Origin of the sequence: Dialister pneumosintes (genome assembly GCF_001717505.1) — a bacterium.
In the GTDB taxonomy this organism is placed as follows: Bacteria; Bacillota; Negativicutes; order Veillonellales; family Dialisteraceae; genus Allisonella; species Allisonella pneumosinta.
In genome coordinates this window covers 599996-615952 of record NZ_CP017037.1, presented here as the reverse complement: position 1 = coordinate 615952, position 15957 = coordinate 599996, and the positions used below count along the sequence as shown (strand labels likewise).

The following is a 15957-nucleotide window of genomic DNA, read 5'->3' as shown; positions in this document are numbered from 1 at the left end:
GTTATGATATCATAACCATCTTTTTATATTGTTTTCTTTCTGATTGTTGAGACAAATTTTTTACGAGCTTGATTAATTTGACGCCCTACATTTTTTACTTTTCGTAATGTAGTGGTTTTAGATTTAGTGGTAGGTTTCATGTCCGGGTGTGCATCAATATTACCACGACGAATGGACGTGGCTCTAATTTTTTCAGCAGCCAATGTTTTTCTCATAATTTGTATGGCTTGTGTTGGATTAAATCCTACTTCAAAGGTATAAATATCAGCTGCTACATAGTTTAATTGGGGATAGGCATGAATACATACTTGTGAACGTAAACCAAAACCTGCTAAAATAACTTCTTCTTCTGTGAGAGATTCCTCTGTTTTTATAAGTTCAATTTTAATAGTTTTAGAGATAGCAGTTATTATAGATAAGAGAGATTCTTTTGATTGGATATGTTCTGTCTTACATCCGTAACAATCTAATAAAATATGTTTTCCTGTATAGTTGCTCATAATAATTCCTTGCTTTAAATACGGTTATTTACATTTAGATATTTAACATTTTTTATTATAACAAAAATAAACTATTAAAAGATAGATTGTACTATAAAATAGTTAGAAAAAACAAAAAGAGTAGAAGCTATAAGGAAATATAATTGACATATTTAATTGTAATCGATATAATAATGAAGTCATCGTACAAAAGTGCTGTGGCGCAACCGCACAAAAAAGGCTTTTAAACTCATAAGAGTGCCTGTATTTGGCGAGTATAGTATAAGGAGGTGCACATATGTACGCTATTATCAAAACAGGTGGTAAGCAGTATTGCGTAGAAGAAGGCAAGAGCATTACCATTGAAAAGATTGATGCTCAGGTAGGAGAAGATGTAGCATTTGAAGAAGTTCTTCTCGTTTCCGGAGATGAAATGAAGGTAGGACAACCCACTGTTGCAGGTGCTAAAGTAACCGGCAAAGTTGTTGAACATGGTAAAGGAAAGAAAATTCGTATTTTCAAATACAAGGCTAAATCCAACTACCGTCGTCGTCAGGGACATCGTCAACCATATACACTTGTAAAGATTGAAAAGATTGAAGGATAATGATTACTGTAGAGACTTGGAGTAAACCGGAGGCCTTTATCTCAAAGTTCCGTATTACAGGTCATGCGGAAGCGGAAGATGAACAACTCGGTTATGATCTTGTATGTGCTTCTGTCTCATCTATTGCTTTAACAGCAGCATTTGGTATTAAAAATGTTTTGCATAAACAAGGCGTTTATAAAAGTGATAGTGGATATCTCTTAGTAGATCTTGGAAAAGAAAGTGACAGTTATACAGAAGTCATTATACAAACTATGCTTAATGGTCTTACAGAAGTACAAAAACAATTTCCAGAACGAATTATAATGAAAAACCATAGGAGGTGAAGTTCATGTTACAGTTTAATCTCCAGTTATTTGCTCATAAAAAAGGTGTTTCCAGTACTAAAAACGGTCGTGACTCTCGCTCACAAAGACTTGGAACCAAGATGCATGATGGTCAAATTGCTAAATGTGGCAATATTTTAGTTCGCCAGAGAGGTACCCATATTCATCCGGGATTGAATGTAGGTATTGGTAGAGATGACACTTTATTTGCACTTGCTGCAGGCAAGGTAAGATATGAACGTCTTGGAAGAGACAGAAGACAGGTAAGTGTTTATCCGGTAACTGAATAAAAAAGTTATAAAAAGGATTCTCTAAAAAAGAGAATCCTTTTTATACTGTTAAAATAAAATTTGATTAGATAAATAAAAACCACTCTTATAAGAGTGGTTTTTATTTATTCAGGTCAATCAATTTCTACTTTTTGCGTAGAAAAGTTTTCTTCTTGGGAATTATTCTCTTTTTGTTTAAGTGCCTCTTGTTTTTCTTTCTCTTCAGCCAAACGTTTTTCTTCTGCAATACGTTCTTGTTCTGCTATTGTTAAAATTTTTGGATATACAGGTTTATTAGAGACAAGTGCATGAATTTCAAACAATCTGGACCAGGGGAACTTAGCCGAAATAGTTGATGGATTAAGGTTCATTTTCTTTTCTGCGAATTCTTGTATTTCAGCTATTAATTCTTGCTCAATAATGGGACTGATTCGTTCTTTTTTTGTTTTTGAAGTATATTTATCGGATAGTTGATATAAGTTTTTGCGTACATTTGCCTGGTATGCCCAATTATCAATGTATTGCTCAATTAACATATTTTTGTGATTCTGTTTGCTCATAGAAGGGGCTAAGATAGCTTGGGCAATAGAGTATCCGATAGTATTGCTGGCAGTATTCCAACCATTGTAAGAAGCTACTTTATATAATAGTTCATTGTCAGAGAGAAGCCCCATTAATGTGTTATCAGAGCCATTGGCAAAATAAATATCCATAATAGAAACAGGAGTCCCTTTATTAATGGTGTTTTTTATACTGGCAACAAACTCTTTAGTACTGGGTTTGCTCATTTTAAAATTGGCAAATTGGCCAGATTCTTTCGTAGTGAAAAGAGGTGTATTGGCAGCAAGTACTATATCCGGAGTGTTTATATTTATAGTTCCGCCTACTGCCGTTATATGTTGTGCAATCGTTTTACCTACCGGTTGACTTTCATAGCTGGGAATCGTGTCTTCTCCACGTCCTAAAGGATAGATAATATTAAAGGTAGGGGATAATTGATTGTCGTCCACATGATATCTTGCAATAAGAAGAAGTGCTAATTGATCGGCACCTGGAAAAGCTCCTAATTTATTTTCTGATAGATTCTTGAAGTCATTTTTTAAATATCTAGCTTCCATCGCGGATTGTGAATATACGGTACTATCATCAAGTCCTAAACAAAAATATGTAAATATATTATCTTTTGTATATTTTATTAAATTTTGGGTAATTGCATTATTTTTCTCACGTCTATTAAACCAATCTTGCAAATATTCAGTAGGAATAGATGCTTTTAATTGAGTAAGTTGTTTTTCTTCATTGGGAGTTAAGCCTACTTTATCTAATTTATCTTGTAATACAGCTATATGATAAATAGTAGGACCGTATTTTGTATAATAATAAGGTTCAACTCCTGTGTTAGATGCATAAGGGGTACGCATAATTGTTCCAAAAGCATATATAGGTTTTTGTGGAAATTTTTCATGAAGTTGTTGAATTCTTTTTTCACGGTACATTAATTTATCGATGGAATCTGTATGTTTTCTAGAATCAACTAATCCACCGTAAATTAATGTGTCCGTGGATATAACTGCAGCATCCGCTTTTTCAATGTTATTGTCTATCCAAGACCATATTAGTTCAGGGAGTCCCTGATGATGGTTAGTAGATAAATACTGCTCCGGAGGAGTTAATACCGTATATCCTGCTTTTTCGGCAGTAGATACGGTATAAGCTAAACTTACGGGACGATTATCTTGTGGTACTAAAAGAATCGTTTTAGCTGATACATGTATGTTGATTATGCTTAATGAAACAGCAACTAAAGATGCAAATAATTTATTAAATTTCACAATAATCTCCTTTATAGTTTAAATATGATGTGGCTAGGTTTTGGTCGGTGTAGTTGCCAATTAAAATGAATAACACATATTCTCAATAATACAACAAAAATAAATCCACACCAAGATGCTACATCTATCGTTGTAATATTCCATAGTAATGTAATAAGTATACCCCCTAAAATGGAAGCAAGTGCATATACATCCGTTTTTAATATGACAGGAACTCGATGTGCTAAAATATCGCGAAGAATGCCGCCACCTACAGCAGTAATGAGTGCTAAGAGAGTGGGTAAAATCCAATAATTAGGATATAAGGTTAAGCCTGTTATCGCACCTGTTACAGTAAAAGAGGCAAGTCCAAGTGAATCTGAGATATCATAAATTATTTTAATGATTTTTTTACCGGTTTTTGTAAATTTTATTGTTTCAAAAAGAAAACAAACTATAAATGCAGTAAGAATAGAAAGGATGACACCATAAGGATGAATTAAGGTATATGGAGGAATAATACCGACCAGTACATCTCGTATGATACCACCGCCTACAGCAGTTATTACAGCTAAAACGGTAATTCCGAAAATATCCATGCGTTTTGTAATACCGACTACTGTTCCTGAAAAAGCGAAAGCAATAATACCCATAATGTCGAATATATCAAATGTAATCATGTTTTATGTCCTTTTCTTGATGGATAATGCTTATTATTTAAAATCAATAAAATATATCGATTTTAAGAAAGTGTTAAATGATATAGTTTTATTTTTCAAAAACTTATTTATAAATATATCAATTATATTTTAGTATAAAAGAAAAGGCAATTTAAGAAAAATAGAATTATATATTTGTAAATTATATATTTGCAAAAGAAAGATATATAATAGAAATAAAAATATAGAAGAAGGAGAATACTTATGGGATTCTATAAAAAAATTACGGCACAAGAAGCGAAGATTATGATGGATACTACTCCTGTAACAATTGTAGATGTTCGTACAAAATCCGAGTATAAACAAGGACACATTCCTCATGCGATATTAGTAAATAATGAAGATATAGGAAATCAAATGCCTACAGAGCTTCCAAATAAGAATGCAACTCTTTTAGTGTATTGTAGAAGCGGTGTTAGAAGTGCCGAAGCTTCTCAAAAATTATTACATTTAGGTTATACATGTATATATGATTTTGGTGGTATTTTAAGTTGGCCTTACACGGTTGAAAAAGGTGATTAAGGAGATTTTATGACAGATGAAGAGTATATGATTCTTGCTATTAATGAAGCAGAAAAAGCTTTTGATAAGGGTGAGATACCGATTGGTGCTGTAGTTACGTATAAGGGAGCTATTATTGCAACGGCACATAATGAACGGGAACATACAACAGATCCAACCTCTCATGCAGAAATTGTGGCACTTAGAAAAGCTGCTCAAATGCTTGAAAGGTGGCGTTTGACCGGGTGTACACTTTATGTTACGATAGAGCCGTGTCCTATGTGTGCAGGTGCCATATTGAATGCACGAATTGATCGTATAGTATATGGTGCTTCTGATAGAAAATATGGGGCAATTAAATCAGTATTTCATCTTTGTGATACAGATGTTTTAAATCATCACGTAGAAGTAAAGGATGGAGTTCTTTCTGAGCGGTGTAAACAGCTTATGGATAGTTTTTTCTCTTTATGCCGATAATAATGGAGCAGTATCGAAGTGGTCATAACGGGGCTGACTCGAAATCAGTTGAACCGCAAGGTTCCGTGGGTTCGAATCCCACCTGCTCCGCCAGTGAGTAAAATACGTAGAATTTTCTACGTATTTTTATTTTGAGTAAATAAAAAATGTCTATGATATAATAAATTAGGTATATTTTATGGAGGTAATTGGCGATGACAGAAACTAGAATACCGAATTTAAAAGCAGATAAATTTCAATCTTATTTAAAAGAAAATAAAGTAGATTTTTTTAAACGTGATGATAAACATGATGAAAGTAATACGGTATTATTCCGGTCTAATATTGCTGTAGAAGGGCAAAAAATTCCGGTTAATATTATTACAGACAGCAGCATTTATACTTTGATTCGTGTATTTATCGGGTCCGGTTTAATTAAAGATGTTAATCGAAGTAAATTTGAAAATTTTTTAAATGTGCAAAATAGAAGTTATAAAGTATTTAAATATGCAGCTACAGAAGATGGAGATATTTTTTTAGATGCTTGTATTCCCAGTATGCAGGATTCTTTTGATCCGAGAGTGGTTCGTATTGTATTAGATGTTATTGTGGATCATTTAACACATGAATACAAAAATGTAATGAAGCTAGCATGGGAATGATAAATTAAATATAAAATGAAAAAGACCTCGTCCATGAAAAATGGAGGAGGTCTTTTTGGGTGATAATGAAAATGATAATATTTTATAGAGAAGGAATGAAAAAAGTGATAAAATAAATAATAAATAGTTATTGAGGTATTATTATGAATAAAACTTCTATAAAAACATATAAAAATGGAAATTTTATATGGAAATACAATACATCAGAAAGTTTAACTCCGGATTTTTTTCAAAAAGAAAATATATCTTTTAATGTAGCTCATATTTTATATAAGAGAGGTATTAACACTGAAGAAAAACTTTATCATTTTAGATATGATACTCTTTCCAATTTGGCAAACCCTTTTCTTATGAAAGATATGCATGCTGCAGTTGAACGCATTATAAAAGCTATAAATCAACAAGAATCTATTGTTATTTATGGTGACTATGACGTAGACGGTATTACATCTACATCTATTTTATATCGTTTTTTAAAAAAAGAAGGTGCTTCTGTTGATTTTTATATACCTAATAGAGAAAAAGAAGGTTATGGATTAAATCAACAGGCTATAGAACAGTTAGCCGTGCAAGGGACTCAGTTATTAATTACTGTGGATAATGGCATTGCAGCGTCTGATCTAATTGCTTCTGCACCTAAGTCAATGGATTTTATTATTACAGATCATCATATGGTTCCGGATAAGATTCCGGATGCGGTAGCGGTTATTAATCCACATCAAGAAGATTGTTCTTATCCTTATGAAGACTTGGCTGGATGTGGAGTGGCATTCAGTGTTTGTCGAGCTTTATCTTTAGCTATGCATAAACAGGATTATGTAGATGATGTAGAATTGGTTGCCATGGGGACTATTGCTGATGTGGTATCGCTTACCGGAGAAAATAGAATTTTTGTTAAAGAGGGACTTAAAAGATTACAATCTACATCTATTGTAGGAATACGAGCACTTTTAGAAGCTGCCGGTATTGTAAAGCCGGATGAAGATAAGAAAATTTCAGTAGAAGATATATCTTTTGGGTTAGCTCCTAGACTCAACGCTTCAGGGAGAATTGCTCATGCTAAGTTAGGGGTAGAGTTGATGATAGCATCCACCATGACAGAAGCGACATCTATTGCTAAATCGTTATGTGATGTAAATATCAAAAGACAAGCTATTGAAAGAGAAATTTATAAAGAGGCATTAGCTCGATTACACGAGCTGCAGTTAGAAAGCAGCTCTGTCATGGTTATCGATGGACATAATTGGAATTCGGGAGTTATTGGGATTTCAGCATCTAGAATTTTAGAGCAATATAATAGACCGGTTCTTATGATTACTATTAAAGATGGGATAGGTAAAGGTTCTTGTCGCAGTACTCCAAATTTTGATATCTATCAGGCACTTAAAGTTCATGAAAATTTATTAATTCAACTTGGTGGGCATAAGATGGCAGCAGGCTTTAGTATTCAGGAAGAAAACATTCCTTTATTTAGGGAAGCCATTAATTTGTATGCACAAAAGAATTTTAAGGAAGAAGATTTTGTACCTGAATTAGAAATAGAGCAAATCATGCCTTTATCAGAAATGACTACAGAATTTATTAAAGAGTTAGAAATTTTGGAACCGTGTGGGTGTGATAATCCACGCCCTCTTTTTGCAAGCGAAGGACTTTCCGTTTTAGAAACAAAACATATTGGGAAAGATAATAAGCATTTTAAGTGTTTATTGGAACAGGACTCGTCTTTCGTACAAGGAATATTCTGGAATATTGGAATAGATTCTCCATGTAAAATAGGTGACTCTATATCTATAGTATATAGACCCGAAATTCATGAGTGGAGAGGTGAGCATGTACAGTTAATTTGTCGTGATATTGCTTTAAATAAGGAACAAGTTTCTCTTAATAGAGATAAATTGGTAAAGTTTTACTTGGGAATAAAAAATAAACTAAAAATAGGAATTAATTCTGTAACATTTACAGAACTTGAAGTAATAAATATATTTGATACAGATTTTTCTAGAAAAGAAATGCAATTAATGTTTTGTGTTTTTGAAGAAATAGGGCTAATAAGAAAAGAGGCATATAAAAAAGAAACGTATTATACCTATATTCCTTCTACAAAAAAGTTAGATTTAACTGTATCACCTACGTTTTGTAAATATTCATTTAGAGAGTGATGCTTATGGAACAAAATAAAGATACACGATATGAAGTAATCAAACAATCTAAATCTCAAGATTTATTAGAAGAAGTTTTGCATACAGATGCTTCTGCATCTACATTGGCTGATTTTCTTATTAATGAAAATCATGTAAATGATAACTCTTCAAAAGAAAAAGATTTCGATAAAGAAATTACGATTTGGTACCAACGACTTATTGATAGAGTATCTTCTTATATAACAGATAGAAATGCGTTAAAAAAGATAGAAGAAGCTTATAAATTAGCAAAGAAAGCACATGCAGGACAAGTGCGAGCCAGTAATGAGCCTTATATCATACATCCGATATCTGTTGCTTATATTTTAGCTGGTTTGCAGATGGATTTATCCGGAATTATTGCGGCCATTCTTCATGATGTAGTTGAGGACACCGAATATACATTAACCGATATAGAAAAATATTTTGGAAAAGAAATAGCTTTTTTGGTTGATGGTGTAACTAAATTATCTAGCTTTTATTATGCAAATAAAGAAGATCAACAACTGGAGAATTTCAGAAAAATGTTTCTGGCAATGGCTAAGGATATTCGTGTTGTAGTTATTAAGTTAGCAGATCGTCTTCATAACATGAGAACGTTAGGTGTGTTTAGAAGAGAAAAACAACAGCGTATTGCACAGGAAACTTTAGAAATTTATGCACCGTTGGCACATCGTCTCGGAATTTACAATATAAAGTGGGAATTGGAAGATTTATGTTTTCATTATCTTCATCCGGAAGAATATTATGACTTAGTTCGACAAATGAAACAAAAACGTCGTGTTCGAGAAGAAATTGTTGAAGAAACGATGAAAGTTTTAAAGGAGCGGTTAGATAAAGAACATATTCATGCTAAAGTTACAGGTAGACCAAAGCATTTTTATAGTATCTATAAAAAGATGAAGAAAGGAAAAAAAGAGTTATCACAGATTTATGATTTATATGCAGTTCGTGTTATTGTAGATACAATACCGCAATGCTATGGTGTACTTGGACTAGTACATTCTTTATGGAAACCTTTACCTAACCGTTTTAAAGATTATATTGCTGTGCCTAAGCCAAATTTATATCAATCATTGCATACTACAATTATTGGGACGCAAGGGCAACCGGTTGAAATACAAATTCGAACATGGGGAATGCATCATGTATCAGAGTATGGTGTTGCAGCACATTGGCAATATAAAGAAGGAAGCACATCTTCTTCCAAAGATTTTAATTCTAAAATAACTTGGTTGCGTCATATTTTAGAGTGGCAAGACACAAGCAACCCTAAGGAATTTATGAATGCAATTAAACTGGATGTATTCTCTGATGAGGTTTTTGTTTTTACTCCTAAAGGAGATGTCGTTAATCTTCCACAAGGTTCTATTCCTATTGATTTTGCTTACCGTATTCATACAGAAGTAGGTAATCATTGTATTGGTGCTAAAATCAACAATAAAATAGTACCTTTGGATACAAAGTTGAAAAATGGTGATATTGTATCTATTATTACTTCTAATTCTGCCAAACCAAGTTATGATTGGCTGAGTATGGTAGGAGCTACAGAAAGTAAAACTAAAATACGAAGTTGGTTTAAACATGAAAACAGAGAAGAAAATATTTCACGTGGATTAGAAGCACTCATAAAAGAGGCGGAACGAGCCGGTTATGTATGGAAAGAATTGGCGACCAAGAGCCGATTGGAGGAAATGGCAAAAAAATTAAATGTCATGTCTGTAGATGATATGTTATCTTCTATTGGATATGGCGGAATTACTTCTCGTAATGCATTCTTGAGTCTTCTTAATATCTATAAAAAAGAAACAAAAATACTAGAGACTACAGTAGGCGATACAACAGCTAAAGCTTTAGAACTACTTAATACAGAACAAAAAAGAAAAAAAGCATCGCTTAAAGGGATATTGGTAAAAGGAGAATCTTCTTTAGATGTCCATTTGGCCAAATGTTGTAGTCCTGTTCCGGGTGATAAAATAATTGGATATATAACAAGAGGTAGGGGTGTTACTATTCATAGAGTAGATTGTTCTAATTTATCTCATATGCAGGATATTGAACGTCTAGTTGATGCAAACTGGGAACAGCAGACGGTAGGGACATTCCAAGTTATGATTTCAGTAGTAAGTTATGACCGAAATGGATTTATGACAGATGTTTTAGCTACTTTAAGTGATATGAAGACTTCTGTTTCAGCCGCTAATGTACAAGTAAATGATAATGGTATTACACATATGAAATTGGGAATTCAAATTAGAGACTTACAGCAGCTTGAATTTATTATGACCAAAATAAGAAGAATTAAAGGTGTTCATTCTGTTGAGAGACTCCAGGGGAAACGGGGAACTAAGTTATGAGAGCAGTTATCCAACGATGTGCATGTTGTGAAGTTTTGTCGGAAGGACAATTAGTAGGGAGTGTAGGACAAGGTCTGGTTATATTTTTAGGAATAAAAAAAGGAGATACAATTAAGGATGGAATTTACATTGCTGATAAAATTATGAACTTACGTATTTTTGAAGATGAAGAGGGAAAGCTTAATAAATCCATTCTTGATGTTGATGGAGAGCTTATGATTGTATCTCAATTTACATTATATGGAGATTGTAGACATGGAAGAAGACCCAGTTTTTTTGATGCAGAAGAACCATTAAAAGCTAATAAATTGTATGAGGATGTAGTGACTTATTGCCGAGAAAAAGGGATAAGTGTAAAGACAGGTAAATTTCAAACTATGATGAATGTTAAACTTGATAATATAGGACCGGTTACTATTTTATTGGACAGTGAAAAAGTATTTTAAAATATTTCAAGTAATATTCGTCGTTAATCCATAGGAGTTTCTTATGATAAAAACAAGCTCTGAGTTTTGGCTTAGGATTACAGTGGTCATATTTTTTGTGGGAATCATATTATTGGTTCCTTCCATTTTATTTCCATTTGCGATTTCTTTAATATTATCTATATTACTTACCCCTATAGCTGAGTTTATTCATAAAGGTATAGTTAAAATAGGACTAAAAAGATTTCCTTATGATTTATCTATTGGAATATCATTTATAACTTTCATCGCTATTCTGTATTTAATGATTATTCATATTTTGCTTCCTTTTATAACAGAAGCTAAGTTATTCTTGAATAGTCTTTCTGCTGCTTTGGAGGAAATTCAAAGTGTAGTTCCTGTTCTTATTGAAAAGTATGATATGCGGTTTGTTCCTCCTGAAATGCAGCAATTAGTTAGCAATATTGTTAATTACATTGGTACTTATACATTGCGAATTGCACAGTTTAGCTTAGTGGCCATTTTTTCTGTAGCAAGCACTTTAATAGAAATGATTGCAGTTCCTTTTATTACTTTTTACATGATGAAAAAGGGAAGTACATTTAAGAATGCCATAGCAAGTTTGTTTCCTGTTCAATATCAATCTCATTTAACTCGTTTGATGGAAGAAATGTATGGGATGTTATGTGCATATGTTAGAGGTCAATTAATATTATCAGTATTAATGGCATTTGTAATTTTTTTGGGAATGATAGTATTAGGAATTCCCTATCCTTTGGTTATCGGATTATTAGCCGGAGTTGTAGAGTTGATACCTATTATAGGTCCTATTGTTGGTGCTATACCTCCAATGCTCTTAGGGTTGTTACAAAGTTCCTCAGTTATGATTAAAGTTATTATTTTTTATGTTATAGTTCAACAATTGGATGCTCATATTATTATGCCTAAATTAATGGGAAGTGTTATTAAGGTGCATCCGGTAGCTATTATTGCTGGAGTATTAATTGGTGGACATCTGTACGGGATTATTGGAATGATGGCAGCGGTACCTGTTTTAGCTATAGTACAAGTTATTATTAGACATATGTGGTTTTATGATTATTACAAGGTTGTTAATTGAAATGGTGTGAAAATATGAAAAAGTCAACAGTTATGAATACTTTGAAGAAACGGATTAGAGAACATAAGTATAAATTTACTACACAGAGACAAATTATATTGCAAGCATTTCTTACCAGCAAAAATAACCATTTAAGTGCAGAGGATATTTATGAAATGGTTAAAGGTGAAAATCCTGATATTGGACTTGCGACGGTATATCGTTCTTTAGAGTTATTTACTTCTTTAGATTTAGTAAAGAAACTTGATTTTGGGGATGGAAGAAGTCGATATGAACTGAATGATCATAATTTATCTCACTCTCATCATCATTTAATATGCCTTGGATGTGGAAGAGTTATAGAATTTAATTCCGATTTTATTGAAGCAACTAGAGAAAAGATAAAAGGTAAAAATGGATTTAATATTGTTGACTATCAATTAAAATTTTATGGATACTGCAAAGAGTGCCAAATAACACATCCAGAATATGCAGATAAAGAGTAGTTACAAACATAGTTTTATTTGCCAAGATAAGAATATAAGTGATACAATTTACTTGTCTTTTGCCTAGAAAAATAAGGTAAATTCGTTAAAGTATTAAAAATTTAGAAAAAGAGGGTTGCTCATGCAGGCGTTAAGAGGCACACAAGATATTCTTCCGAAACAAGTGTATAAATGGAATTATATAGAAAACATGATTCGTCATTTATGTGCATTATATGGTTATGGAGAAATTAGAACTCCTATGTTTGAGGATACCAGACTATTTCTTCGTGGAATTGGAGATACAACAGATGTAGTAACAAAGGAAATGTATACATTTTCCGATAGAGGTGGACGCTCTATTACTCTTCGACCGGAAAATACTGCTTCTGTAGTACGCTCTTTTTTAGAACACAAGATGTATGGTGATCAACAAGTTCAGAAAGTTTTTTATATAGGTTCTATGTTTCGCTATGACAGACCGCAAGCAGGGCGTTATAGAGAGTTTCATCAGTTTGGTGTTGAAATTCTTGGAGCAAAGTCTCCTATCGCAGATGCAGAGTGTATTGCTTTAGCTTACGATCTTTTTAAACGATTAGGATTAAATGAGCTTAAACTTTATATTAATTCAATTGGTCACAGTGAATGTAGAAATACATATAGACGGAAATTAATTGAATTTTTTGAACCGAAAACAGAGCATCTTTGTGATGATTGTAAAGAGCGTTTACATAAGAATCCATTACGCATACTTGACTGTAAGGAAGATTGTTGTAAACATGCGAGTATAGGTGCTCCGGAAATTACCGATTATTTATGTGATGATTGTCATAATAAATTTGAAGATGTAAAAAAATATTTAACATCAATGGGTATTTCTTATGAAGTCAATCCACGATTGGTGCGTGGGTTAGACTATTACACAAATACAGCCTTTGAGATACAGTACACTCCGTTAGGTTCACAAAGTGCTATTTGTGGTGGTGGGCGTTACGATGGTCTTGTTGAAGAAATTGGAGGACCAACAACGCCGGGAATTGGATTTGCGGTAGGAATGGAGCGTTTATTATTAGCATTGGAATCTCAACATTTGATTCCGGAGCCTAAAGAAACAAAACATATTTATATTGCGGCTATTGGAAAAGAAGCAATGAATCTAGGAATTCGCTTACAGAAAGAACTTCGAGATAAAGAGATTAGGGCTGAAATTGATTTACAAGAAAAAAGTTTAAAAGGGCAAATGAAATATGCAGGCAAGACGAATGCTTCTATGACAATTATTATTGGAGAATCAGAATTGGCAGACGGTATTGTACAAATTAAAGATATGAATACCGGCATACAGCAAAAAATAAATATTGCTCAAGCTTCTTCCTATATTGAAGAACATTTAGATATATAAATTTAAGATCATATAAAATAACAAAGGCAGAGAGGTATTCAAATTATGGAGAATATGGTAGGAATGCATAGAACTTGTGGATGTGGAGATGTCAGAGAACATCATTCTGGTAAACAACTAACATTAGCCGGTTGGGTTCAAAGAAGACGTGATCATGGTGGATTGATTTTTGTTGATTTACGTGATCGTTCCGGTGTAGTACAACTTGTGTTTAGTCCACAATATGGTGAATTGGCATTTCATAAAGCAGAAGATATTCGAAATGAATATGTAGTTGCTATTATTGGACAAGTTAGAGAACGTAGTGAAGATACAGTAAACTCTAATATGCCGACAGGAAAAATAGAAGTTGTAGTTACTGAAATGCGTATATTGAATAAGGCTAAAACGCCCCCATTTTATATTGAAGATGATATCAGTGTTGATGAAAATGTACGTTTGAAACATAGATATTTAGATCTTCGTCGACCTGAAATGCAACGCAATTTAATTATGCGTCATAAAATTATACATGAAATGCGTTCGTTTCTTAATGAATTGGATTTTTTAGAAATTGAAACACCAATGCTTACGAAGAGTACTCCGGAAGGTGCACGAGATTATTTAGTACCTAGTCGTGTAAATGCTGGGAAGTTTTATGCATTACCGCAATCTCCACAAATATTTAAGCAATTATTAATGGTTTCCGGATTTGAACGTTATTTTCAAGTAGCACGTTGTTTCCGTGATGAAGATCTTAGAGCGGATCGTCAACCGGAATTCACACAATTAGATATGGAAGTTTCCTTTGAAGATCAAGATTTTATTCTTAATCTTGTAGAAAATATGATGCAAAGAGTATTTAAGAATGTTCTTGATATGGATATTCCAACACCATTTAAGAGAATTACTTGGGATGATGCGATGAATCTTTATGGATCTGATAAACCGGATCTTAGATTTGATATGCATTTCTATGAAATTTCTGATTTATTGCGTGATACAGAATTTAAAGTATTCCGTAATGTTTTAGATAATGGAGGACAGGTCAAAGCAATCACTGTCAAAGGCAATGCAGGTATTCCACGTCGAGAATTGGATGATTTGGTTGATTATGTTGGACAATATGGTGCCAAAGGTTTAGCCTGGATTGGGTTTAATGAAGATGGAACTTTGAAATGTCAAATTACAAAATTCTTAGGTGAAGAAAAAGTAAGAGAAATTGGTAAAATTTGTGAGGCTGAAAAAGGTGATTTAGTTCTTATTATTGCTGACAAGCCAAAAGTAGTAGCACAAGCTTTGGGTGAATTACGCTTGGAAATGGCTCGTCGTATGAATTTAATTAATCCTAATGAATTCTGCTTCCGTTGGGTAGTAGATTTTCCAATGTTTGAATATAATGAGGAAGAAAAACGCTATGTAGCAATGCATCATCCATTTACTGCACCGCGAGATGAAGATGTAGAACATCTTTTAACAAATCCGGGTAATGTATATGCTAAGGCTTATGACTTAGTTATTAATGGTGTAGAAGCTGGTGGTGGAAGCCTTCGTATTTATCAAGAAGATTTGCAAGAAAAAGTATTCCAAGCTATCGGCATTAGTAGAGAAGAAGCAGAAGAAAAATTTGGATTCTTGCTTAAAGCATTCCAGTATGGTGCACCACCACATGAAGGAATTGCGTTTGGATTAGACAGATTAGTAATGCTTATGCTTCATAGAGCATCTATTCGTGATGTAATTGCATTCCCCAAAACACAGAGTGCTGTTGATCAAATGGCAGAAGCTCCTAATGTTGTTACTGAAAAACAATTAGGAGAACTTCACATAAAGTTAGACTTGGATGAAGATAAAGAAAAAGAATTATTTTAATAGACAGACCATTTGTTCTAAAATTCTTGTCAAAGATTCCTAATTCTGCTACAATATAACAAGTAAATAAACCCTGCTGTGCACGTACAGCTTGAATATTTTGAACCAACACCTTTACATAGGGAGTTAGAGCTGAGGGATAGCGTTAATGCCCTGAAGTGGGGACTAGTAAAGTCCTTCATGATGACGCCCACCTGCATTTTTGCAGTCTCAAAATACGGGTAATACGACATGGTGGGGATAAAAATAACAGTCGCCGAGGGAACTTGGCGACTGTTATTTTCTGTAAAAAACTAATGAAAGGGTTTATATAGCAAAGGAGGAGAGA

16 protein-coding genes, 1 tRNA gene, 1 other RNA gene and 1 other annotated feature are annotated in these 15957 nt (G+C 33.2%); of the genes, 15 read left to right on the top strand and 3 right to left on the bottom strand.

The features are described from left to right. Positions 1-23: 23 nt before the first annotated feature. Positions 24-500, bottom strand: coding sequence for an S-adenosylmethionine decarboxylase family protein (locus BCB69_RS03070; RefSeq protein WP_022514162.1), 477 nt, complete (start codon positions 498-500; stop codon positions 24-26). Positions 501-694: 194 nt separating this feature from the next. Further along, positions 695-767: a sequence feature (ribosomal protein L21 leader region), on the top strand. Between the two features lie 10 nt (positions 768-777). Here BCB69_RS03070 and rplU point away from each other — a divergent pair. From rplU to rpmA, 3 genes are read left to right on the top strand one after another with little or no spacing between them, the layout of a single operon-like run. Further along, the gene (gene rplU / locus BCB69_RS03065; protein ID WP_022514161.1) at positions 778-1086 is read left to right on the top strand and encodes a 50S ribosomal protein L21; all 309 of its coding nucleotides are present in this window, start codon (positions 778-780) and stop codon (positions 1084-1086) included. Further along, on the top strand, positions 1086-1412 hold the full coding sequence (locus BCB69_RS03060; RefSeq protein ID WP_069176978.1) for a ribosomal-processing cysteine protease Prp: 327 nt from the start codon (positions 1086-1088) through the stop codon (positions 1410-1412). Before rplU ends, BCB69_RS03060 begins: the two co-directional genes overlap by 1 nt. 5 nt (positions 1413-1417) lie before the next feature. Then, the gene (rpmA, locus tag BCB69_RS03055; protein ID WP_022514159.1) at positions 1418-1702 is read left to right on the top strand and encodes a 50S ribosomal protein L27; all 285 of its coding nucleotides are present in this window, start codon (positions 1418-1420) and stop codon (positions 1700-1702) included. A gap of 113 nt (positions 1703-1815) precedes the next feature. Here the strand turns inward: rpmA and BCB69_RS03050 are convergent, their stop codons facing one another. Further along, the gene (locus tag BCB69_RS03050; RefSeq protein WP_107528609.1) at positions 1816-3513 is read right to left on the bottom strand and encodes a DUF4127 family protein; all 1698 of its coding nucleotides are present in this window, start codon (positions 3511-3513) and stop codon (positions 1816-1818) included. 11 nt (positions 3514-3524) lie between these two features. Beyond that, positions 3525-4172 (bottom strand): trimeric intracellular cation channel family protein, encoded by a 648-nt coding sequence (locus tag BCB69_RS03045; RefSeq protein WP_022514157.1) that lies wholly within the window; start codon positions 4170-4172, stop codon positions 3525-3527. Between the two features lie 243 nt (positions 4173-4415). Between BCB69_RS03045 and BCB69_RS03040 the strand changes: the two genes are divergently transcribed. The 12 genes from BCB69_RS03040 (at position 4416) to ssrS (ending at position 15874) form a co-directional block, all read left to right on the top strand. Continuing rightward, positions 4416-4733 carry a rhodanese-like domain-containing protein gene (locus BCB69_RS03040; protein ID WP_022514156.1) on the top strand — a complete coding sequence of 106 codons (318 nt, stop codon included), beginning with the start codon at positions 4416-4418 and terminating at the stop codon, positions 4731-4733. A gap of 9 nt (positions 4734-4742) precedes the next feature. Continuing rightward, positions 4743-5189, top strand: a complete 447-nt coding sequence (tadA, locus tag BCB69_RS03035; protein WP_022514155.1) for a tRNA adenosine(34) deaminase TadA — start codon at positions 4743-4745, stop codon at positions 5187-5189. 4 nt (positions 5190-5193) lie between these two features. Further along, positions 5194-5282: transfer RNA gene (locus BCB69_RS03030), tRNA-Ser, on the top strand. Positions 5283-5383: 101 nt separating this feature from the next. Then, positions 5384-5830: a hypothetical protein gene (locus tag BCB69_RS03025; RefSeq protein ID WP_022514154.1), complete on the top strand. Its 447-nt coding sequence runs from the start codon at positions 5384-5386 to the stop codon at positions 5828-5830. A gap of 143 nt (positions 5831-5973) precedes the next feature. Next, positions 5974-7989: a single-stranded-DNA-specific exonuclease RecJ gene (gene recJ, locus BCB69_RS03020; protein WP_083989997.1), complete on the top strand. Its 2016-nt coding sequence runs from the start codon at positions 5974-5976 to the stop codon at positions 7987-7989. Between the two features lie 5 nt (positions 7990-7994). Next, on the top strand, positions 7995-10367 hold the full coding sequence (locus tag BCB69_RS03015; protein ID WP_069177392.1) for a RelA/SpoT family protein: 2373 nt from the start codon (positions 7995-7997) through the stop codon (positions 10365-10367). Further along, positions 10364-10813 (top strand): D-aminoacyl-tRNA deacylase, encoded by a 450-nt coding sequence (dtd, locus tag BCB69_RS03010; RefSeq protein ID WP_022514151.1) that lies wholly within the window; start codon positions 10364-10366, stop codon positions 10811-10813. The genes BCB69_RS03015 and dtd overlap by 4 nt, the downstream gene beginning before the upstream one ends. Before the next feature lie 43 nt (positions 10814-10856). Continuing rightward, complete coding sequence (locus BCB69_RS03005) at positions 10857-11912, top strand: AI-2E family transporter (protein WP_236887204.1); 1056 nt, start codon at positions 10857-10859, stop codon at positions 11910-11912. Positions 11913-11926: 14 nt separating this feature from the next. Then, entirely contained in the window at positions 11927-12397 is a 471-nt protein-coding gene (locus tag BCB69_RS03000; protein WP_022514149.1) for a Fur family transcriptional regulator, read from the top strand. Between the two features lie 115 nt (positions 12398-12512). After that, positions 12513-13778, top strand: coding sequence for a histidine--tRNA ligase (hisS, locus tag BCB69_RS02995; protein WP_069176976.1), 1266 nt, complete (start codon positions 12513-12515; stop codon positions 13776-13778). A 45-nt stretch (positions 13779-13823) separates the two neighbouring features. Continuing rightward, complete coding sequence (gene aspS / locus BCB69_RS02990; protein WP_069176975.1) at positions 13824-15629, top strand: aspartate--tRNA ligase; 1806 nt, start codon at positions 13824-13826, stop codon at positions 15627-15629. Positions 15630-15696: 67 nt separating this feature from the next. Further along, positions 15697-15874: non-coding RNA, 6S RNA (gene ssrS / locus BCB69_RS02985), on the top strand. Positions 15875-15957 lie beyond the last annotated feature (83 nt).